The 20,970-nt window shown below is 65.1% G+C and carries 22 protein-coding genes; 16 read left to right on the top strand and 6 right to left on the bottom strand.

Features of this window, described 5'->3' with window-relative positions; genetic code table 11:
* The first annotated feature begins 306 nt into the window (after window positions 1-306).
* Window positions 307-1,395 carry an OpgC domain-containing protein gene (gene opgC, locus AB3X99_RS20465; RefSeq protein WP_342946102.1) on the top strand — a complete coding sequence of 363 codons (1,089 nt, stop codon included), beginning with the start codon at window positions 307-309 and terminating at the stop codon, window positions 1,393-1,395.
* Window positions 1,396-1,428: 33 nt separating this feature from the next.
* Here opgC and AB3X99_RS20470 read toward each other — a convergent pair whose 3' ends face one another.
* Entirely contained in the window at window positions 1,429-2,205 is a 777-nt protein-coding gene (locus tag AB3X99_RS20470; protein WP_342946103.1) for an SDR family oxidoreductase, read from the bottom strand.
* A gap of 209 nt (window positions 2,206-2,414) precedes the next feature.
* Here AB3X99_RS20470 and AB3X99_RS20475 point away from each other — a divergent pair, with 209 nt between their 5' ends.
* Window positions 2,415-3,365 (top strand): ProQ/FINO family protein, encoded by a 951-nt coding sequence (locus tag AB3X99_RS20475; protein WP_069261924.1) that lies wholly within the window; start codon window positions 2,415-2,417, stop codon window positions 3,363-3,365.
* A gap of 213 nt (window positions 3,366-3,578) precedes the next feature.
* Here AB3X99_RS20475 and AB3X99_RS20480 read toward each other — a convergent pair whose 3' ends face one another.
* From AB3X99_RS20480 to AB3X99_RS20490, 3 genes are all read right to left on the bottom strand, one after another.
* Window positions 3,579-4,316, bottom strand: coding sequence for a transglycosylase SLT domain-containing protein (locus tag AB3X99_RS20480; RefSeq protein ID WP_368617952.1), 738 nt, complete (start codon window positions 4,314-4,316; stop codon window positions 3,579-3,581).
* Window positions 4,317-4,464: 148 nt separating this feature from the next.
* Window positions 4,465-5,361, bottom strand: a complete 897-nt coding sequence (locus tag AB3X99_RS20485) for a fructose bisphosphate aldolase (RefSeq protein ID WP_342946106.1) — start codon at window positions 5,359-5,361, stop codon at window positions 4,465-4,467.
* A gap of 197 nt (window positions 5,362-5,558) precedes the next feature.
* A complete protein-coding gene (locus AB3X99_RS20490) occupies window positions 5,559-6,953 on the bottom strand; it encodes a PLP-dependent aminotransferase family protein (protein ID WP_368617953.1) in 1,395 nt (464 codons plus the stop codon).
* 172 nt (window positions 6,954-7,125) lie between these two features.
* On the opposite strand from AB3X99_RS20490, the gene cyoA reads away from it, so the two are divergent.
* The 5 genes from cyoA (at window position 7,126) to AB3X99_RS20515 (ending at window position 11,465) form a co-directional block, all read left to right on the top strand.
* Complete coding sequence (gene cyoA / locus AB3X99_RS20495) at window positions 7,126-8,160, top strand: ubiquinol oxidase subunit II (RefSeq protein WP_368617954.1); 1,035 nt, start codon at window positions 7,126-7,128, stop codon at window positions 8,158-8,160.
* Between the two features lie 7 nt (window positions 8,161-8,167).
* A complete protein-coding gene (gene cyoB, locus AB3X99_RS20500; RefSeq protein ID WP_368617955.1) occupies window positions 8,168-10,177 on the top strand; it encodes a cytochrome o ubiquinol oxidase subunit I in 2,010 nt (669 codons plus the stop codon).
* 3 nt (window positions 10,178-10,180) lie between these two features.
* Window positions 10,181-10,792 carry a cytochrome o ubiquinol oxidase subunit III gene (cyoC, locus tag AB3X99_RS20505; RefSeq protein ID WP_368617956.1) on the top strand — a complete coding sequence of 204 codons (612 nt, stop codon included), beginning with the start codon at window positions 10,181-10,183 and terminating at the stop codon, window positions 10,790-10,792.
* A complete protein-coding gene (cyoD, locus tag AB3X99_RS20510; protein ID WP_368617957.1) occupies window positions 10,789-11,163 on the top strand; it encodes a cytochrome o ubiquinol oxidase subunit IV in 375 nt (124 codons plus the stop codon). Before cyoC ends, cyoD begins: the two co-directional genes overlap by 4 nt.
* A 104-nt stretch (window positions 11,164-11,267) precedes the next feature.
* Window positions 11,268-11,465: a CsbD family protein gene (locus AB3X99_RS20515; RefSeq protein WP_069261918.1), complete on the top strand. Its 198-nt coding sequence runs from the start codon at window positions 11,268-11,270 to the stop codon at window positions 11,463-11,465.
* Between the two features lie 101 nt (window positions 11,466-11,566).
* On the opposite strand, the gene AB3X99_RS20520 is transcribed toward AB3X99_RS20515, so the two are convergent.
* The gene (locus AB3X99_RS20520; RefSeq protein ID WP_368617958.1) at window positions 11,567-11,986 is read right to left on the bottom strand and encodes a response regulator transcription factor; all 420 of its coding nucleotides are present in this window, start codon (window positions 11,984-11,986) and stop codon (window positions 11,567-11,569) included.
* On the opposite strand from AB3X99_RS20520, the gene AB3X99_RS20525 reads away from it, so the two are divergent.
* From AB3X99_RS20525 to AB3X99_RS20535, 3 genes are all read left to right on the top strand, one after another.
* Window positions 11,975-12,448 carry a hypothetical protein gene (locus AB3X99_RS20525; RefSeq protein ID WP_368617959.1) on the top strand — a complete coding sequence of 158 codons (474 nt, stop codon included), beginning with the start codon at window positions 11,975-11,977 and terminating at the stop codon, window positions 12,446-12,448. The two genes, AB3X99_RS20520 and AB3X99_RS20525, sit on opposite strands and share 12 nt — an antisense overlap.
* Window positions 12,449-12,595: 147 nt before the next feature.
* A complete protein-coding gene (locus AB3X99_RS20530; protein WP_342946114.1) occupies window positions 12,596-12,946 on the top strand; it encodes a hypothetical protein in 351 nt (116 codons plus the stop codon).
* Window positions 12,947-13,098: 152 nt separating this feature from the next.
* Window positions 13,099-13,716: a histidine phosphatase family protein gene (locus tag AB3X99_RS20535; RefSeq protein ID WP_133186972.1), complete on the top strand. Its 618-nt coding sequence runs from the start codon at window positions 13,099-13,101 to the stop codon at window positions 13,714-13,716.
* A gap of 28 nt (window positions 13,717-13,744) precedes the next feature.
* Here the strand turns inward: AB3X99_RS20535 and AB3X99_RS20540 are convergent, their stop codons facing one another.
* Window positions 13,745-14,848, bottom strand: a complete 1,104-nt coding sequence (locus AB3X99_RS20540) for a serine hydrolase (protein ID WP_368617960.1) — start codon at window positions 14,846-14,848, stop codon at window positions 13,745-13,747.
* A 183-nt stretch (window positions 14,849-15,031) separates the two neighbouring features.
* Between AB3X99_RS20540 and AB3X99_RS20545 the strand changes: the two genes are divergently transcribed.
* The 6 genes from AB3X99_RS20545 (at window position 15,032) to AB3X99_RS20570 (ending at window position 20,930) form a co-directional block, all read left to right on the top strand.
* Entirely contained in the window at window positions 15,032-15,712 is a 681-nt protein-coding gene (locus AB3X99_RS20545) for a MarC family protein (RefSeq protein WP_368617961.1), read from the top strand.
* A 124-nt stretch (window positions 15,713-15,836) separates the two neighbouring features.
* A complete protein-coding gene (locus AB3X99_RS20550; protein WP_368617962.1) occupies window positions 15,837-16,550 on the top strand; it encodes a GntR family transcriptional regulator in 714 nt (237 codons plus the stop codon).
* 36 nt (window positions 16,551-16,586) lie between these two features.
* Window positions 16,587-17,846, top strand: coding sequence for an S-methyl-5-thioribose kinase (gene mtnK / locus AB3X99_RS20555; protein ID WP_368617963.1), 1,260 nt, complete (start codon window positions 16,587-16,589; stop codon window positions 17,844-17,846).
* A gap of 60 nt (window positions 17,847-17,906) precedes the next feature.
* A complete protein-coding gene (gene mtnA / locus AB3X99_RS20560; RefSeq protein WP_368617964.1) occupies window positions 17,907-18,983 on the top strand; it encodes an S-methyl-5-thioribose-1-phosphate isomerase in 1,077 nt (358 codons plus the stop codon).
* 71 nt (window positions 18,984-19,054) lie between these two features.
* Complete coding sequence (locus tag AB3X99_RS20565; protein WP_368617998.1) at window positions 19,055-19,690, top strand: class II aldolase/adducin family protein; 636 nt, start codon at window positions 19,055-19,057, stop codon at window positions 19,688-19,690.
* A gap of 124 nt (window positions 19,691-19,814) precedes the next feature.
* The gene (locus AB3X99_RS20570; RefSeq protein WP_368617965.1) at window positions 19,815-20,930 is read left to right on the top strand and encodes a sugar ABC transporter substrate-binding protein; all 1,116 of its coding nucleotides are present in this window, start codon (window positions 19,815-19,817) and stop codon (window positions 20,928-20,930) included.
* Window positions 20,931-20,970: the final 40 nt, after the last annotated feature.

Consider the following 20,970-nt stretch of genomic DNA (forward strand, 5'->3'; position numbering starts at 1 on the left):
GACGCCGATTCCGTGTGCATGGCGCGCACCGTCCGGGGCTGCGCGCGCGACTGCGTGCAACCGTGAAGTGGGCGAAATGCTTACCATGGGTTACGCAGGCCCATTGCGCGTCGAGCTGGCATTAAAGTCGCTTGGTGAGGCGGCGCTCCGGCGCGGCCTTTTACGGAACCCTTTCATGCGTTGCGCGTGTGGCCATGAATCGATCAGGCATCCTTACAAAAATAGCCGTAAAGCTGACAGCTTCATCGAATCGAAGTCGCGCACCCCTTCAATCGTAATCTTCGACACGAACGGGAGTCGTCACCCATGAGTCAGACAGCGAAGCGATCGCTCGAAATCGACTTTTTCCGGGGTTTCGCTTTGATTTCCATCGCGCTCGATCACATTCCTTCCAGCGTGCTTTCGCATGCGATGCTGCACAACTTCGCGTTCTGCGACTCCGCGGAAGTGTTCGTGTTCGTGAGCGGCTATGTATGCGCGGCGAGTTGGCTCGCCATTGCCGGACGCAAGGGCGAGGGCGCGGCCAACCGGCGCTTCTGGCGTCGCGGGCGCGAGATCTACGCCGCCTACCTGTGCACCGCTGCGCTCATGCTGCTGTCGGGCGCCGCCGCGGTAATGATGCGGGTGGATTCGCCGCTGGTCGCAGAGTCGGGTTATCTGCGCTTCGCCGCGCAGCCGTTCACGATGCTCGCCAATATCGCGGTGTTTCGCGACCAGCCGTATCTGGCCGGCGTCTTGCCCATGTACATCGTGCTCGTGATGCTCCTGCCATTCGTGATGCCACTTGCGCGCCGCTCGCCCGATCTCGTGCTCGTGGGCAGCTTCGTGCTGTGGTTCGGCGGGTGCTGGCTCGTGGGGTATTTGCCTACCGCGCCCGGCGCCATCTGGCCGTTCAACCCGTTTGCCTGGCAGGCCATGTTCATGCTGGGGCTGCTGTGCCGCATCTATCCGGTGTCGCATGCGTTCCAGGTCTCCTGGACGGGCCGCGCGTTGACAGCGTTCGCGCTGGTGCTCGTCGCCACGTTCGCGTTCATCCAGTTGTTCGCCGATCTGGACCCTCAGCCTGGCTACATGAAGCAGAATCTCGCGAGCGTGCGCATCGTGAACTTCGCCGCCGTGGCGTGGCTCGCCGCGCAGGCGGTGCGCAAGGGCTGGATAGCGTGGCTTGCGCAGCGGCTGCCGGCCGTCGTCACCGTGGGGCAGCAGGGCCTCGTCTGTTTCGTGGGGGGCGCGGTGGCTTCGAACGTCATCGACACGCTGCTGCGTGCAACGCATGTCACCGCTTCGTTGCCCGCACGGCTCGCGGGCGACGTGCTCGCGGTCGGCGCATTGCTCGCGCTCGCGGGTGGCATGCGGCGCCTGAAAGCGGTACGGCCGCGCGTCGCGCTTACGTGAAGCGCGACGGCAACGATTCAACGCACGACGCGCTCACGCCTTGCCAGGTTCGCGCACATCAGTGACGGGCAACGAGCCGAAGGCATCGCTCAACGCATAGTCGATCAATTGTTGCGCGGCCGCTTCGGGCGTGGACAGCAAACCGTTCTGCTTGAGCTGTTCGAAGCGCTCGCGCATCGGGAACTGGTCGACGCTCGTCGCGCGGATCATCTTTTGCATGCCGGTATCGATCACGCCAGGTGCGATGCTGCAAATGCGCAGGCCGGCCGGCGCATCGAGGGCGACGGCGCGCGCGTGGTGGTCGAGCGCGGCCTTGGTCGCGCAATACACGCTCCAGCCCGCATACGCGTTGCGCGCGGCGCCGCTCGAAATATGCACGATGCGTCGTGATGCGCTCGCGCCGGGCGCAGACGTGGCGGCGAGCGCATTCGCGAGCATCAACGGCGCTGCCACGTTGAGCGTCACGGCGCGTGCGATGGCGAGCGGGTCCTGCGCGCCGAGCGGGGCAATCGGCTCGACGCTGCCCGCGTTGTTGAAGAGCAGCACGCACTGCGCGCCGAGCGCGAACGCATCGAGCGTGTCGCCCGCCAGCCAGCGTTCGAGTGCGGCGGGATCGGCGAGGTCCACGACGGCCTCGGCGAACCGTTCCGGATGGCGGGAAGCCAGTTCCGCATGCGCGCCACGGCCGAGGCCGAGCACCTCGATGTCCCGTTGCAGCAGCGATTGCGCGAGCGCCGCACCCAATCCGCGCGTATGGCCGGTCACGATGGCGCGAATGGTGGAACGGGGGGCGGATGTCGAAATCGTCATGGTGTCGTGATGATAAAGGGATGCGATCCTTGCGTGCGCAAGGTGTCGATGCATGAAATCGAGGGATTTTGCCGCGCGCCGCGTGCAGTCGCGGTGTGGCGCGGCACACGACGGCGGACGCGAAACGGGGCGCAACAAACGATTGCCCGGTTGGATCGGCCGTGTTTTCGGTATCATAGCGTCCGGTTCCATATGGAAGAGATCTGGACGTGAAAGCCGCATCGCAACAACGCCGTACCCTGAGCTTCAAGGAAGGTCTTCTTGAGATCAAGAAGAGCATGGGGGGCGGCTCAGGCCAGCCAGCCGAAGAACAGGCGCAAAAATCGCAAGGCAAGCCCGCTCACAAGGGCGCGAAGGGCCATGGCGGCTCGCACGCCCCGAAGGGCCCGCGTGCGCCGAGAGAGGGTTCGGCGGCTGCTGGCGCAGCCGGCGGCAAGGACGAGCGTGCGCGCTCGCGCCATGGCCGGCCTCAGGGCGCGCGAGCGCAGGAGCAGAATCAAGGTGAGCAGGGGCAGCGCGCGCAGCAGCCGCGCCGGCCGCAGCAGCCGAAGCCGGCCCGCGGACCTGAGGCGGCCGAGCGTTCCGGGCAGCAGCAACGCCGCCGTCCGGCGCGTCCCCAGCAGCCGCCGGCCGCGAATCTGAGCGAGGCCGAAAAGGCGCGCATCGAGCGCAATCGCCAACTGAACACGGTCTGGAATGTGTTCGCGAAGCACTACCCGGCTTTCCGCGACCGTTTGCCGCTCAAGATCGGCGTGGCCGAGGACCTCGTCGCGCGTCACCCCGAGTACGAGCGCACGATGATCGTCGCCGTGCTCAAGCGCCATGTGAACCATCCGCGCTATCACGAGCGCGTGGCCGCAGGGGGCTCGCGCTACGAACTCGACGGCACGGCTTCGGAAGGTCCGGGCATCGACCCGTCGCACGTCGGCCGCGCAAATGCGGCGCTGGCGCGCCAGAAGGCCAAGGCCGAGGCGCAAGCCAAGGCGCGCGAAGAGGGCAACGCCCAGCCGGAGGTCAAGACAGAGGCCAAGGCCGAGGCGAAGACCGAACCCGCGCCCCAGCTCGAAGCCCAGAGCGTAGAGCCGCAAGGCCCGTCCAGCGCGCCGGAAGCCGCGGTACAGCAACCGGAAAACGGCGAGACGCCCGCAAGCGGAGCCTGAGCCCGCGCGCCGGAAGTTCCCTCGTCGAAACGCCCCTCTCGCGGCACCGCCGCGCGAGGGGCGTTCGCACGTCTGGCGAGGCGCTGCCGATCGATGCGCGCGCAACCTTCGGCGCGCACGTCGGCCTTCGTATCGGGAACTCGGGTGCTTTCAATGCGCATCGCATGGCCGCCGATCGCACGCGAGGCAGCCTGAGCGAAGCAGGTAGCAGTGTTAGCGCGCGCTGGCCGAAGCGGTGCCTTGCGCGGCAGCCTGCGCGGAGGCCGCCGATGTCGCGGAGGGTGCAGCGGCAGGGCCGGATGCGCCGATCGCGGCCGTTGCCGCCGCAGCCGCAAAGGCGGAAGCCGCCGATGCCGCCAGCCCGACGCTCGCCCGCGCATCGCTCGCGGCAGGCGTGCTAGCGGTGTCGAGTACCCGGCTGAACTCCACGGCGCGCGTGCGGATCTTTTCCGCATAGGCCTTAGAGCCGCCATAGTTCTTCATCGCGGCATTGAGGTCGCCGCCGGCCGCGCGCTGGTAGCCATAGAGGATCGACGAGCCCACGTCGATGTTGACCTCGGGGTCGGTGAGATCCTTGTTGTGCAGGAGATTGCGATGCGCCGACGGCACGACCTGCATGAGTCCGGTCGCGCCATTCGCGCCGTGCGCCTTCTCGCGAAAGCGCGACTCGATCGAGATGATGGCGAGCAGCACCGCGGGCGGCAGCGAATATTTCTCGGCGGCGCCCGTGACGGCTTGCGAGATTTGCGCCGCTTTCCCTTTCGCGATACCGAACTTTTGCGTGAGGTATTTCGAAACCGCGCCGGACATGGCGCTGGAGCTTGCGGGAGCAACCTCGCTCGCAGCCGATGCGCTGACGACGTCGCTAGCGGGCGCCTGCTGCTGCGCCTGCGCGGCCGCGGTCTGCACGAGGCCCGGCAACAGGACGAGCAGGCAGAGGAACTGCCTCATGGCCGGTGCATAGGAGAAAAAGAAGGCGCAAGTATAACCGGCCCCGATTAATGAGGCCGGCTGCGCGTCATCCCGTTTTCACATCCCTGACCGGTGTGGGTGCCGGGCGCAGCGCCCGGCGCGGCGTGAGGCCGAGTTCAGGCCGGATTCAGTCCTTCCGCACCGAAGCCTTCCAGATTTCGTCGATACTCGCGGCGAGCGCGGCATCGAACTCGGCATCGCTCATCGACTTCGTCAGGTCGTTGATCAGCGCGCGCGAAAAGCTTGCAATCATGCGATGGTTTTTGGCGAGACGCTCGCACGCGTCAGTACGCGAGTAGCCGCCCGAGAGCGCCACCACGCGCACCACGCGCGGATGTTCGATGAGCGGCAGGTAGAAGTCGGGCGTATCGGGAATCGTGAGCTTGATCATCACGTTCTGCGAGGCGGGCAGCGCGTCGAGCCCTTTGAGCAGTTCGTCGCGCAACAGCTTCTCGGCCTTGGCCTTGTCGGGGGCCTTGATGGAGACTTCGGGCTCGAGGATCGGCACGAGTCCGTGCGCGGAAATCTGCGCGCCGAATGCGAATTGCTGCGCGGCGATGGAAGCGATGCCGGAAGGCGAGGCGTGCTCGATCACCGAGCGCATCTTGGTGCCGAAAATGCCGGCCGTCACCGCACGTTCGAGCAGGGCGTCGAGGCCCGGAATCGGCTTCATGAGGCGCACGCCGTCGGACTCGGCCTCCAGCCCCTTGTCGACCTTGAGGAACGGCACGACGCGGCGTTCGTTCCAGAGGAAGTCGGGCACCGGCTTGCCTTGCGCCTGGCCGTCCATGGTCGCCTCGAACAGGATCGCGCCAATCACCTTCTCGCCCGTGAATGCGGGGGCGCTGACGATGCGCACCCGCATTTCGTGGATGAGGCGAAACATTTCGGCGTCGCCGCTATACGCGCTTTCGGGGATGCCGTACTGGCGCAGCGCGCCAGGCGTCGAACCGCCGCTCTGGTCCAGCGCGGCGATGAAGCCCGGTTTGTCGCGCATCTGCGCCAGCATTTGCTCGTTTGCCATCGTCGTATCTCCCGTATTTGGGGCGCCCTTGCGGGCGCGGTTACTCGAATCGGGTCGCCGCCTGCTGCGACGAGTGTACTTGCGCCGCTGCGCCGCGTCTTTGCCATTATGTGGGCATGGCCGCGCAGCCGCGCTGAAGCAGGGGAAACGATACACCGCAGCAATTACGGTGCCAGGGAAGATCGCGGCAAGCGCCGTCACACGATGACTTGCGCCTGCGCGCTGCGGTCGTTCGCGAGCAGCGCCGAGAGCTTGCGCAGCGCGGCCTGCAATTGTTCGCGCCCGCCCGTCGCGCCCAGAGAAATGCGGATCGCGTTCGCGGTCTCCGGGCCTTGCTGGAAAGCCGTGGAGGGCGCCACGGCGAGGCCCTCGGTGCTCGCGGCCGCCGCCAGTTCGCGCGCCTGCCAGTAGCGCGGCAGCGCGTACCAGAGGTGAATGCCCGCGCCCGCCGACGATCCCAGCGTATGCGCCGCGATGCGCTGGCGCTCGCGCGCTTCGGCCTTCACGTCCGCGAAGATCTGCTCGGCCACGCCTTCCTCGATCCAGTGTGTGGCGAGCGCGTTGGTGAGCGGCGCGGCCATCAGCGAGAACGTGCGCAGCGCGGTCACGAGGCGGGTGCGCGCGTCTTCGTCGGGCAGCGCGAGATAAGCCGTGCGCAGGCCGGGCGAGAGCGTCTTGGAAAGCGTCGCGAGATAGCAGACCTGAGCGGGCGCGAGCCGGGCAAATGGCGCTGGCGCATCGGGCGCGAAACGCCAGTAAGGATCGTCTTCGACGATCAACGCGCCGCAGCGCTGCGCCACCCGCAGGATTTCCAGGCGGCGTGGCTCCGGCATGGTCGCCGTCGTCGGGTTCTGCAACGTGGGGTTCACGTAGATGAGACGCGCCGCGTGCTTGCGGCAAGCCGCTTCGAGCGCGTCGGGGCGCATGCCGTGGTCATCCACTGCAACGGGGGCGATGCGGCGGCCCAGTTGCGCCGCCGCGTGCGGCAGGCCCGGATAGAGCAGCGGCTCGGCGAGGATGACCTCGCCCGGCTGCGTGAGCGCAAGGATCAGCGCGGCCAGCGCCGCCTGCGCGCCGGGACAGACCACCACGCGATCGGGCGCGACGTGGCCGAGCACGGGCTGCAGCCACTTCGCGCCCGCCTGCCAGTCGGCGCGGCCGCCGCCGCCCATGTGGTAAGTCATGAGCAGATCGGCGTCGCTGCGCACCAGCACGCGCGCCATGCCTTCGCGCAACAGCGCGTTCATGTCGAGGTCGGCGGGCGCAGGCGGGATGTTCATGCTGAGGTCCACGCGTTGGAGCAGCTCGGCGCGCGGCGCGGCGATGAAGGTGCCCAGCGGCCCGCGCGCCTCGATCAGGCCGCGCCGCCGGGCTTCGTTGAAGCCGCGCGTGACGGTGGTCAGATCGACCGCAAGCAGGGTGGCGAGACTGCGCTGCGCGGGCACGCGCTCGCCGGGGCGCAGCGTGCCATGCGCCACCGCGGCTTCGATGAAATCGGCGAGCCGCAGGTAGCGCGGGCCGTTGCCGGACTGCATCGCCGTGGCCCATGCATTGATATCTCCGGCGCTTTCAGCAGGTTGGTCGTGTGTCATTCTGTCGCGGATGTATGCGTCATGTCTTACTCTAGCATGCGTGCATGAAGCGCGTAAATCCATACATATAGGCTATGTATGGCTTCTGCGGCGGCCCTCCAAGGCCGCTCGTGCGGCAGCAGAGTGAGCACGTATGGATGGGTTTGCGCGAACGTCAACCTTGGAACCAGACATGCGCAATCCAGACCCTCGCTCGGGGCGGGCCGCTACCGCCGGCCCGCCTTCTTCATCACGTCCACTCCTCATTACCCGCTTTCTGCGGCGCGCCGCTCTCGGCGCGGCGGGCATCCCGCTCGTGCTGCTCAGCGGCTGCAACATGGCGCTGCTCGCCCCGAAGGGCGACATCGGCGTGCAGGAAAAGAATCTGATCCTGATCGCGCTCGGCTTGATGCTGCTCGTCGTGATCCCCGTGATCGTGCTCACGTTATGGTTCGCGTGGCGCTATCGCGCCTCCAACCCGAACGCGACTTACGCGCCGCGCTGGTCGCATTCCACGGTCATCGAAGTGGTGGTGTGGACGATTCCCTGCGTGATCGTGCTCACGCTCGCCGTGCTGATCTGGCGCACGACGCATTCACTCGACCCGTATCGCCCGATCGAATCGCAGACGAAACCCGTGCGCGTGGACGTGGTTGCGCTCAACTGGAAGTGGCTCTTCATCTATCCGGATTACGGCGTGGCCTCTGTGAACCAGCTGGCGATTCCCGTGGATACGCCCGTCGAGTTCAACCTCACCGCCGAGTCGCTGATGAATTCGTTCTTCATCCCGCAGCTGGGCAGTCAGGTGTATGCGATGCCGGCCATGCAGACGAAGCTGCATCTCATCGCGAACGAGCCCGGCATCTATGCGGGCCGGTCGGCGGCATTCAGCGGCCCGGGCTTCTCCGACATGCATTTCGAAACGCTGGCCAAGAGCCGCGCCGACTTCGACGCCTGGATCGCGCAGGCGAAGGCATCGCCCACGATGCTGAGCCGGGCGGCCTACGAACAGCTCGCGTTGCCCGGCGAAAAGACCCCAGTGACGCTCTATTCGAACGTCGCGCCGGGCCTGTTCGACGGCGTGGTCGGCAAATACATGCGGGACGTGCACGGCAACCCGATTTGCGGCACGGTCCCCGCGGTCCCGGGCACAGCCCCCAGCGCAGTCCCTGGCACAGGCGCCCCGGCGCTCACGCTCAACCGTAGCGCCATCCTGGCAGCGGAGTAATCACACCATGTTCGGAAAACTCACGCTCGACGCCGTTCCCTGGCACGAGCCGATCATCATGGGCACGGGCGCCGTCGTGGCGCTCGGCGGCCTCGCCTTGCTCGCCGCGATCACGATCGCGGGCAAGTGGGGCTATTTGTGGCGCGAGTGGATCACGTCGGTCGATCACAAGCGCATCGGTGTCATGTACATCATTCTCGCGGTCGTCATGCTGCTGCGCGGTTTCGCCGATGCGATCATGATGCGCGCGCAACAGGCGCTCGCGTATGGCGACGCCGCGGGCTATCTGCCGCCGCATCACTACGACCAGATCTTCACGGCGCACGGCGTCATCATGATCTTCTTCGTGGCGACGCCGCTCATTCTCGGCTTGATGAACGTGGTCGTGCCCCTGCAGATCGGCGCGCGCGACGTGGCCTATCCGTTCGTCAACTCGCTCTCCTTCTGGCTTTCGGTCGTGGGCGCGGTGCTCGTGATGGTCTCCATGTTCGTGGGCGATTTCGCGGCCACGGGCTGGGTGGCGTATCCGCCGCTATCGGAGCTTGGCTATAGCCCGACAGTCGGTATGGACTACTACATATGGTCGCTGCAGCTATCGGGTCTCGGCACGACGCTCTCGGGCATCAACTTCATCGTCACGATCCTGCGTATGCGCGCGCCGGGCATGAGGATGATGCAGATGCCGGTGTTCGTGTGGACGGCGTTCATCACCAACATCCTGATCGTCGCGGTGTTCCCGGTGCTCACCGCCACGCTCGCGCTGCTCACGATGGACCGCTACTTCGACATGCACTTCTTCACGAACGAGCTGGGCGGCAACGCGATGATGTACATCAACCTGATCTGGGTCTGGGGTCACCCGGAGGTCTACATCCTCATCCTGCCTGCGTTCGGTGCGTACTCGGAAATCATCGCGACGTTCTCGGGCAAGCCGCTGTTCGGCTACAAGTCGATGGTCTACGCCACGTCGTCGATCGGCATCCTCTCGTTCTTCGTGTGGCTGCACCACTTCTTCACGATGGGCTCGGGCGCGAACGTCAATGCGTTCTTCGGCATCATGACCACGGTCATTTCGATCCCGACCGGCGTGAAGCTCTTCAACTGGCTCTTCACGATGTATCGCGGGCGCATCCGCTATCACAGCGCCACGCTCTGGACCATCGGCTTCATGGTGACGTTCGCCGTGGGCGGCATGACCGGCGTGCTGCTGGCCGTGCCGGGCGCGGACTTCGTGCTGCACAACTCGCTCTTTCTCGTTGCGCACTTCCATAACGTGATCATCGGCGGGGTGGTATTCGGCTGTCTGGCGGGCGTGAGCTTCTGGTTCCCCAAGGTGTTCGGCTTCACGCTCAACGAGTTCTGGGGCAAGGTGTCGTTCTGGTGCTGGCTGATTGGCTACTGGCTCGCGTTCACGCCGCTCTACATCCTCGGCTTCGAAGGCATGACGCGCCGCATGAATCATTATGAGGTGGCCGAGTGGCATCCGTGGCTCGTGGTGGCGCTCGTGGGCGCGGTGTTCGTGGGCCTCGGCATTCTCTCGTTCATCGTGCAGATCGTGGTGAGCCTGCGCGATCGCGAGGCCAACCGCGACGTGACCGGCGACCCGTGGGATGGCCGCAGCCTCGAGTGGTCGACCGCTTCGCCTGCGCCGTTCTACAACTTCGCCGTGCTGCCGGAGATCACTTCGACGGAGCAGCACTGGGACAACAAGGAAGCGGGCCGCGCCTACGTGCAGCCGGCGAAGTACGAGGACATTCATATGCCGCGCAACACCGGCGCGGGCTTCATCATCGCCGCGTTCAGCCTGCTGTTCGGCTTTGCAATCGTGTGGCACATGTGGCTGTTCGCGGCGGCGGGACTCATCGGCATGATCGCCACGTTCATCGCGCGCACCTACAACCAGGACGTGGATTACTGGGTCCCCGCCGCCGAGGTCGAGCGCATCGAGAACGCGCGCTTCAGGCAACTCGGCATCCAGCGTTTCGATCAATCCGAGCACATCGAGGAGATGGCATAAACCATGGCTCACGCTGCTACTACTCACGCCCATGGTCATGCCCATGGTCATGATCACGACGACAGCACCAGAACCACGCTGGGCTTCTGGATCTACCTGATGAGCGACTGCCTCATCTTCGCGACGCTCTTCGCCACGTTCGGCGTGCTCGCGAATGCGACGGCAGGCGGTCCGGGCGCGAAGGAACTATTCGAACTGCCTTACGTGCTCGGTGAAACGCTGCTGCTGCTTGCGAGCAGCGTCACCTTCGGCATGGCCATGCTGAATCTCTACGCGCAGCGGCGCGGACAGGTGAACGTGTGGCTCGCCGTCACGTTCCTGTTCGGGGCGGGCTTCGTCGCGATGGAGGTGAACGAGTTCGCCAAGCTCATCGCCGATGGGGCGGGGCCCGGCACGAGCGCCTACCTTTCGGCGTACTTCACACTGGTCGGCACGCACGGGCTGCACGTCACGGCGGGTCTGTTGTGGATCGCGATCATGATGCACCAGACCTTCAAGTTCGGTCTGACCGGCACGGTCCGCCGCCGCCTCGCCTGCCTGAGCCTCTTTTGGCACTTTCTCGATCTCGTGTGGATCTGTGTATTTACGTTTGTTTACCTGCGAGGTTTCCTGTGAGCCAGTCCCATGCCACCCACCACGCCGTGCATGACGCGTCGCACGGCAGTTTCAAGGGCTACATGATCGGCACGGTGCTCTCGCTCGTGCTGACGCTCGCGTCGTTCGGCGTGGTGATGTTTCGAGTCGTTTCGCCGGCCTTCGGGCTTGCGGCCATCGTCGTGCTCTGCATCGCGCAGCTCGTCGTGCAACTCGTGTATTTCCTGCATATCGGCGCATCGCGCAGCCAGCGCGCCAACACGGGCATCTTCATCTGCACGGCGTTCCTGATCGCGGTGATCGTCGGGCTTTCGCTGTGGGTCATGCACAACGCAAACATCAACATGATGCCCACGCAGATCTCGATCGACCGCGCCATGGCGCACGACTGACGTGTGACGTTGCGTCCCCGAATACTGGCGCCGGAACCGCGGGCACGGTGCATGCGCTATGTGAAGCGTCGCGACACACCGTCGCTTTTACGTGGAGTGTGACCATGAACAAGGACCAGGTGAAGGGCACGGCTGAAAAGATGAAGGGCAAGGTCAATGAGGCCGTAGGCCGCGCAACCGACAACCCGGCGCGCGAAGTGAAGGGGGACCTCCAGCAGGGAGCTGGCCAGGCACGCAAGAACGTTGGTGACATGAAGGAGGCCGCAAAGGACGTGGAGAAGGACACGAAGCGCCATCACTGATAAACGATCGCTAACCCACCGCGCCGCCGCCTCGAAAGGGGCGGCGGCGTCATGCTGTCCGCGCGTGGCGCGTTCGGCGCTCAGGCCGGCGAGATCCACAATCAAGGAATCAGCCCTTTCGCACGGCCGATGGCGACTGCCTGGGTACGATTGCCCGCGCCGAGCTTGGCGCTGATCTTTCGAAGATGCGACTTCACCGTCAGCTCGGAGACGAACAGCTTCTCCGCGATCACGCGGTTGCGGTGGCCGGCCGAAAGCATCCTTAGCACGTCCAGTTCGCGCGCCGTGAGCGCGTCGGCGGGAGAGTCCGCGGCGTAGGGCGAAAGATCGGCGGCACCCGTTGAGTCCGCCATGCGCGCGCGGGCGGGCGCCACGCCGTCCAGCAACTGCGCGACGAACGCGGGCACCACGCCTAGCGAGCCGATTTGCGTGGGACCGCGCTCGGCCCATGCGCCAAGCAGGCGCATCAATGCTTCACCTTCATCGAGGAACGCGCGCACGAAGCCTTCGTGGCTCGCCATGCCCCGCGCGCGGTCACGCCCGGCTGGCGTGTGCTGCGCTCGCACTTCGGCAGCGCCACGGTGCTGACCGTCTTGTTCCAGTCGTTCGCGGGCTATGCAGTCGTCGCCTGCGGCATCACGTGGATGCCCGTGTATTTCCGCCTCGGACTGGGCTTGCCGCCCGCACGCGCAGGCTGGCTGTTCGGTCTCCAGGTGCTTTTGCAGGTGCCGGTCGGGTTCGCGCTGGCCACGCTCTCGCACGCGCTGCTCAGGCGCAACGTTTCGACGCGCATCGCCCGTGGCGGGCTTTCTGTCGCTGCAGCCCACAAAGGAGGGCTGCGGGGCGCGCTGACATCCGCGTACCCGATTCGACCGAAAGATTATCTCGGCCGGGTTCCTGGTAATTCGCAGTGCAATCCATTCCGCCAACGAGCGAATACCGACAATAGAAGAGGAGACATGCATGCGTTTGAAGCTGATTAGCCAGGGTGTGATGGGCGCGACGTTCGCAATGGCCGCGAGCGCCGCTTGCGCCCAGACGAGCGTGACGCTCTACGGAGTGGCCGACACGTTCTTCCAGTACCTGAACAACGGCGGCTGCAGGCGAATTATTCGTATGCGAGGCCGAAAATGCCACCGTCGCATTCACTCGCTGCTGCGCTCGGCACCGCGCATGCGTATAACGTCACGGAGGTTGGCGCGACGATTCAGGCCACCTCGTTCGACGCGATCCAGATCGCCGGTATTCAGCGCAACATTCACGGCGTTAGCGACGAGACGCTGGGTGTGGAGCTTGGCTACGATCATCAGATATCGAAGCGCACGAGCCTTTACGCGCGTGCGGGTTATCTGAAGAACCACGGCCAGGCGATGATGAGCTGGCCCGGCATTTCCGTCACGACCCCGCATTCTTCGCAAACGCTTGCCGTTGCTTGGCATCTCGCATCTTTTCTGAATCACATTACTACGGAGTGCAAATAAATAGCGGCGCGGCATGACAGCCTCGTCGCTTTCGATCTGCCTTCATTTTGCCATGTGCAACAGGAGGATAGCGGCACGGCGAAAAGCCCTCAGAACAGGTATGCTGCAGGCATCCCGTGTGTTCCGCGCGGGGCACGAACGTGGAGCTCCCGATGTCTGCCAATCCTGCCAGTGTGTCCTCCGGACTGCGCGAAGTCTGGTTGATCCGTCATGGTGAAACGGAATGGAGCCTCTCCGGGCAGCACACCGGCCGCACCGATATCGCGCTCACCGGTCACGGACGCGAGCAGGCGCGCTCGCTGGCGCCGTCGCTCGCCGCACAGCACTTCGACGCGGTGCTTTGCAGCCCGATGGCGCGGGCCATCGAGACCTGCCAGCTCGCGGGCCTCGGCGACCAGATGACGATTTCGGCCGACTTGCACGAATGGGACTACGGGATTTACGAAGGCCTCAAGACAGCGGATATCCGCAAGACCGAACCCGACTGGAGCGTGTGGCATTCGCCCATCGCGCATGGCGAGGATCTCGCGCGGGTTCAGGCGCGGGCGGCGTCGGTAATCGAGGGCCTGCTGGCCATGCGGGGCCGCGTGGCACTCTTTTCACACGCGCATTTCCTGCGCGCGTTGGGGGGCTGCTGGGCTTCCGGTTCGGCGGCGCTCGGCGAGCATCTGTATCTCGACACGGCTTCGGTGAGCATTCTCGGCTTCGACCACGAAAGCCGCGCCATCCGCCGCTGGAATGCGCTCGGCGAGCGCAGGGCGTTGATGTAAAGAATTCCTGACGCGCGCGCGCGCTCGCTCAGCGCAAGGAGCACGACAGCCAGTGCGCGATGCGCACGCCGTCCAGACGAGAACCCTCGGGCGTGGCGCTCCCTAGCATTGTGACGATCACGGGCCGCCGGCCGTGCACCATCATGCGCATCACCATATTGTGGCCGGACTCGTTGATGAAGCCGGTTTTCTGCACGCTCGCGCGGACCTGCCCGTAGCGCACCAGACGATTGCTGTTCACATACTGCAACTGCCCCTGGCCAGTGGCCATGCGTTCCTCATGATCGATCGAATAGCGGCGAATGAGCGGGTAGCCATTGGCTGCGCGCACGAGGCTCGCCAGTTCGCGCGCGGTTGAAACGTTCTGCGGCGAGAGTCCCGTCGCGTTGACGAAATGCGTGTGCTTCATGCCGAGGCGCTGCGCTTTCGCGTTCATTGCCGCGATAAACGCAGGCTGGCCGCCTGGATAGTCGCGGCTGAGCGCCGAAGCCGCACGGTTTTCCGAGGACATGAGCGCAACGTGCAGCATATTCGCGCGCGTGAGCGACGCGCCCACGCCGAGGCGCGAATGCGTGAATTTGAGCGTGTCGAGATCGGCGGCCGTGACGGAGAGCCGCTGTTGCAGGGGCGCATGCGCACTATCGAGCCAGACGATGGCCGTCATGAGCTTCGACACCGATGCGATGGGCGCCACCGTGTCGGCATGGCGCGCGTAGAGCGGCGTGTGGGTGTTTTCGTCCACAACGTAGATGGCATGCGAAAAGAGCTGCTTGCGCGACGCCGGCGTAAAGCCGCAGCGGGCGAGCAGGCGAGGAGCGTGCGCGTTTTTGGCGCTCGCGTGCACGGCGTGTTGCGGCGCGGGCGGCGGGCCATGTCTGGGCTTCGCGCGTTTGGTGCGGCGCTTCGGCCCGGAGAGTTTGGTGGAGGGCGCATCGGCGGGCATCGAACGATGCGCGGGCTTCGTCTTGTGCGCGACTCTCTTCTTCTTCGTGGCCGTTGCGTGGTGGGTTCTCTCGGCCACGCTGCGATGAGCGGCGGCATGGGCGCTGGCTGGAACCGCGCCTGCCGCGAGGGCCGCGACAATCAGGGCGAGCAGGCTGGGCAGCAATCGAAGTCGGGAAGCGAAAGGCATCGACGGATGGGCTTGAACGTTGGGTCTGCGCTGTGCGCGTCGAGATTTTGGCGGCATTGTTCGAGCGGGATCGACCGATGAAGTTCCATTCCGGTTCCATAATCGTCATTCAGTGGGATCATCGTCGTATTGAACGGGCGGCGAGCGGGTCCGTACACTCCGTCATGCCAAGGGGGAACAGGGATGCTCAATCAACTCTCCGACACCTTCCTGCTCGTCTTCGCGGGACTCTTTCCCGTGGTCAATCCGCCCGCGGCGGGGTTCATCGTGCTGAGCATGCTGCCGCATGCGACGGCCGGCGAACGCGCATTTCTCGCGCGGATCATTGCCATCAACAGCCTGTTCATTCTGCTCGGGGCGCTGCTCATGGGCGCCTATGTGCTCTCGTTCTTCGGCATATCGATACCCGTGTTGCGGGTTGCGGGCGGGCTGGTCATCGCGTTCGCCGGCTGGAACCTGCTTCACAAATCGCGCGATGGCGCGGACGCGGCGCAATCGCAGGCGCCGCCGGATTCGGCGCGCCAGGCGACGCTGCGCGCCATGGCGTTTTATCCGCTCACGCTGCCGGTCACTGTCGGACCGGGGTCGATTGCGGTCGCGATTGCGCTTGGTACGGGTCGGCCGCGCGGTCACGTGCAACTCGTCAATGTCGTCGGCGTGCTGCTCGCCCTGGTCGTTCTTTGCGGCTGCATCTATCTGTGTGTGCGCTTCGCGGGGCATGTCGGCAAGCGGCTCGGACCGGTCGGGACCGAAGTGCTCATGCGCTTGCTTGCGTTTGTGCTGCTGTGCATCGGCCTGCAGATCTTGTGGCTCGGGATCGAGGATCTGCTCGAGTCGGTGCCGCTTTCGGTGAGCGTCAAATAGCGCAGCGCGCCCACACTCTCGTCGTGTTGCGCCGCATGAAAGGGAAAACCACGAGCCCATAACATCAGACGTCTGATGTAGATTGGAGCCCAATGTCGCCAACCCACGCAATCTTGCGGAAGCCATGCGCCTGAGCGTCGATCAGTCGATGTGCGAGCGAATCCAGGATTCGCTGCTGGAAATGATCCGCGAGCGCTCGCTCAAGCCGGGCGATCAAATCCCACCGGAGCCCGAACTTTGCGAGCTGTTGGGCGTGGGCCGCTCGAGCCTGCGGGAGGCGGTCGCGCAGATGATTTCCCACGGTCTGCTCACGCGCGTGCACGGCAAGGGGACCTTCGTCAGACAAATCACGCTCAAGCTGCAAGGCGGTCTGGATGATCTGATGTCTGTGACGGACATGATACGCAGTGTCGGTGCGGTGCCTTCCACGAGCCGTCTGCAGGTGCGGACGATCGCGGCTTCCGGCAGCCTCGCGCAAAAGCTCGGCATCGCCGAAGGCGATCCCTGCATGCGCTTCGAGCGCGTGCGGCGCGCCGACGATGCAATCGCCGCTTACTGCATCGACATCGTGCCCAAGGCGCTGCTCGAAGGGCAGGAACTGGGCGAGTCGCTGTTCGGCACGCTGGAGCGCGCGGGCGTTCGGCTTTCCCACACCCATAGTTCGATCCAGCCGACCGTTCTCACCCCGCGGGATTTGCCGGAATTGCAGGAGAACATCGGCATGTTCCTGCTGATCGACGAAGTGGATTTCGACGAGACCGGCCGCGCGGTCTGCTACAGCAACGACTACTACAACGCCAGCATTTTCAAGTTCGATCTCGTGCGCAAGCGACGTTAGGCGGGCCAGCGGCCCATTTCCGGACAGGAAGAACGTATGCACTTCGAAGCTTTCAGCTCTGCCGAATTGACCGAGTATCTGCTGGGCATTCCGGCCGTTTGCGCAAGGCTTGGCGACGACAGGGAATTGCAGGTCGTCGAAGTGGGCGACGGCAACCTGAACTACGTCTACTTCGTGAGCAGCACGCGTGACCCGCGCTTGAGCGTCGTCGTGAAGCAGGCGCCGCCGTACCTGCGGCTGGTTGGCGAAGCTTGGCCGTTGCCGCGCGAGCGCATGGAGCGCGAAGTGGCGGCGTTGCGCCGCTTCGGCGCGTTGTGCCCCGAGCACGTGCCGAGCGTCTTTCACGCGGATAGCGAGAAGTTCCTGATGGTGATGCAGCGGCTCGATTCGCATCGCGTGCTGCGCGGGGGGCTGATAGACGGCATCGTGTATCCGCGGCTCGCCGATCACATTTCCACGTTTCTGGCCCGCACGCTCTTTCACGGGTCCGATCTCTATCTGGCGCCGGATGCCAAGAAAGCGGCCGTCGGCGGCGACATCAACACGGAATTGTGCAAGATTACCGAGGAACTCGTCTTCACGTTTCCGTTCGAAGATCATCCCTCGAATGTCTACAGCCCCGCGCTGCCGGTTGCTGCAATCGAACGGCTGCGCACGCACGAGCCGCTGAGGCTCGCGGCAGGCGAGATGAAGTGGGCCTTTATGAACCATGCGGAAACGCTCGTGCACGGCGACCTGCATACCGGCTCGATCATGGCGAAAGAGCATGAGACCTATGTGATCGATCCCGAGTTCGCGTTCTATGGGCCGATGGGCTTCGACACGGGCGCGTTCATTGCGAACCTGCTGCTCGCGTATTACGCGCGCGACTGGCACGACCGCGAGACGGGGCGCGACCCGGCCGCCTACCAGGGCTGGCTGCTCGAACAGGTCGAGGCTGTGTGGAACGCCTTCGCGAAGAAGTTCGCGCAGATCTGGCGGCTGCACGAGCGCGAGACCGGCCACGCGTATATTGGCGGGCCGGCGGGCACGCGTGCGGCGGAGGCCTTCCGCGACGATTTCATCAAACGCCTCTTCGCCGACACGCTCGGCTTTGCGGGCTGCAAGATGATCCGCCGCATCGTCGGCATGGCGAAGGTGGCGGAAATTACGAGTATCGAGGACGATACGGTGCGCGCGCGCGTGGAAGTGCGCTGCCTGAAGCTCGCCGAAGCGCTGCTGACACGGCGCCGCGAGTTGGTGTCGATCGAGGCGGTCACGGCGCTGGCCGTACAGGTCCTCACCGAATCGGCGTAATCGAATACAGGCTGCCGCATGAGCGGCAGCGCCCGGACAACCGGCATCGACGGAGAACGTATGACGTTGCAGGCGCAACAATCGAGTCTTCCGCCCACCATCGAGTGGCGCGACGGCACCCTTTATCTGCTCGACCAGACGCGTTTGCCGCGCGAATGTGTGGTCGAAGCCGTGGGCAGTGTCGAGGCGGTCTGGCGCGCGATACACGAGCTGCGCGTTCGCGGCGCGCCTGCGATCGGTGTGGCGGCCGCCTACGGCCTGTGTGTGGCGATGCGGCACGAGCCAACCGATCCGCGCGATACGTTCCTCGCGCGTCTCGAAGCGCACGCCGCGTTTCTGGACAGCGCGCGGCCCACTGCTGTGAATTTGCGTTGGGCGCTGGAGCGGATGCTCTCGCGCGCACGCGCCGAGTCCAGTGCGACGGGCGCCGCGCTTTATGAAGCGCTCGTTGCCGAGGCTAAGCGCATTCATCAAGAAGATATCGAATTGTGCGCGCGGATCGGCGAAGCCGGACGTGCGCTCATCGCACCCGGCAGCGGCGTGCTCACGCACTGCAATGCCGGTGCACTGGCCACGGCGGGTATCGGCACGGCGACTGCGCCCCTCTATTGCGCGCACCGCGACGGCGTCGCGTTTCGCGTCTACGCAGACGAGACGCGGCCGCTCCTGCAAGGCGCGCGGCTCACCGCTTACGAATTGCAGCAAGCGGGGCTCGACGTCACGCTGATCACCGACAGTATGGCGCCGACCCTGATGGCCCAGGGGCTCATCGATCTCGTGATCGTCGGCACCGATCGCGTGGCCGCGAACGGCGACGTCGCGAACAAGATCGGCACGCTCGGCGTGGCGATCGCGGCGAACCATTTCGGCATTCCGTTTTATGTGGCGTGTCCTTCGTCCACGCTGGATCTGCGTACCCCCAGCGGCGCGGACATCGTGATCGAGGAGCGCGGAGCGGCGGAAGTGACGCATCTCGCGGGACAGCGCACCGCGCCTGAAGGCATTCAGGTGCGCAACCCCGCGTTCGATGTCACGCCCCATACACTCGTGACCGGCATCGTGACGGAGCGCGGCATCGTGCGCGCGCCGTTCGAGGAGAGCCTTGCCGCACTCTTCGCTAACGGAGCCGCAGCGTGAGCGGCGCGAGCGAAGGGCGTCGTGCGGGCGAAACGGCGGAACGTGCGCGCGATGTGCGGGCGGAAACCGAAATGCGCCAGCAGATCGTCGATACCGCGCGCGAGATGGAGCGTCTCGGCATCAATCAGGGCACCTCGGGCAACGTGAGCGCGCGCTGGCATGACGGACTTCTGGTTACCCCGAGCGGCGTGCCGAGCGCCGCGCTCACGCGCGAGCGCATCGTCTGGATGCCGCTCGACGTGCGCGACGACGATCCGCTCTTCGAAGCGCAACGCCCCTCGTCGGAGTGGCGTTTTCATCGCGACATCCTGCGCGCGCGCGCCGACGTGAACGCCGTGATCCATACGCATTCACAAGCCGCGACGGCGCTCGCAATTCACAGTCGCGGCATACCCGCGCATCACTACATGGTGGCCGCGGCGGGCGGCAATTCGATTCGCTGCGCGCCGTACGCGACGTTCGGCAGCCAGGCGCTCTCCGATCACGCGCTCGAAGCGCTGCACGAGCGGCTCGCGTGCCTGCTCGCGCATCACGGCGTCATCGCGCTCGGGCGCGATCTCGCGCGGGCGTTGTGGCTGGCGAACGAAGTGGAGGTGCTCGCAAAGCAATATTTGCTGGCCTGCCAGCTCGGCGAGCCGCCGCTGCTTTCCGACGCGCAAATGGAGGAAGTCATCGAGAAGTTCAAGGGCTACGGCCCGCGCAAGTAATACGCGCTCGCGCGCGTCCAGGCAGTCGTTGCATTGCAAAACACACGCGGTACAAACGATTACGCAGTCGGTTGGCGGTTCGCAGGCCAGTCAAAAACCAGCAGATCAAAGACAGGAGACGGTGATGGCGTGGAGTTCAGCAGGGTTCGACAGTTGGGTGGCGCGCAGCGCGCGCATGGGAGCTACGGCCGGCGTGACGATGTTCGCCGCCGCGGCAATGCTGGCAGGCTGCTCGAAGAGCGAGTCGCCTTCGACCAGCGCGGCTGCGTCCGACGCCGCCGCTGCGAGTGCACCGGCGCAGGCCGCTGCCGCGGCGCCGGCAGTCACGAAGATCAAGGTAGGCTTTTCGATCGCCACGCTCAATAACGCGTTCTTCGTCGGCTTGAAGAATGGTGTGGAGCGCGGCGCGGATAAGCAGGGCTTCGATCTCGTGCAAACGAACGCGAACGGCGACGCGCAGCAGCAGGTCAACGACACGCTCAATCTGCTGAGCCAGGGCGTGCAGGCGATCGTGCTCAACCCGATCGATTCGAAGGCGATCATCCCGGCGGTCGAGAAGGCCAATTCGATGAACGTGCCGGTCTTCATGCTCGACCGCGGCTCGGACGGCGGCAAGGTGACCTCGTTCGTTGCTTCGGATAACGTAGCGCTTGGCGCCACCGGCGCAAAGTGGATCGCCGACCAGTTGAGCAAGCGTTATGGCTCGCCCAAGGGCAACGTGGTCGATCTGATCGGCCTCATCGGCACGACGGCGGCGACCGATCGCGAGAAGGGCTTCTCGGAGGAGATCGCGAAGTATCCCGACATCAAGGTCGTCGCGCGTCAGGAGGGCGGCTTCGATCAGGAGAAGTCGCTCAACGCGATGACGAGCATTCTGCAGAAGTATCCGCAGATCGACGCGGTATTCGGCGCGAACGACGACAACACGGTGGGCGCGGAAAGAGCCATTGACAATGCGGGCCGCTACAAGCCGCTCGGCGACCCCGGCCACATCATGGTGATCGGCGCGGACGGCACGGCGCAGGCGCTGTCTGCGATCCGTGCGGGCAAGCAGGACGCGACGATCTCGCAGAACCCGATCGGCATGTCCGCCAAGGCGATGACGTTCATTACCGACTACGAGGCGAAGAAGGACGTGCCCTCGAATTACGCGTGGCCGACCTATCTGATCGACAAGTCGAATATCGATTCGGACGGCGTGAAGCAATACGGTCTGTGGGCCCTCGAAGTCAAGCAGTAACGGGCGGTCTTAAGCGCCGGCCGCGCGTGACGCGTGCGCC

It is taken from the genome of Paraburkholderia sp. BR10882 (genome assembly GCF_040948855.1).
Lineage (GTDB): Bacteria > Pseudomonadota > Gammaproteobacteria > Burkholderiales > Burkholderiaceae > Paraburkholderia > Paraburkholderia nodosa_A.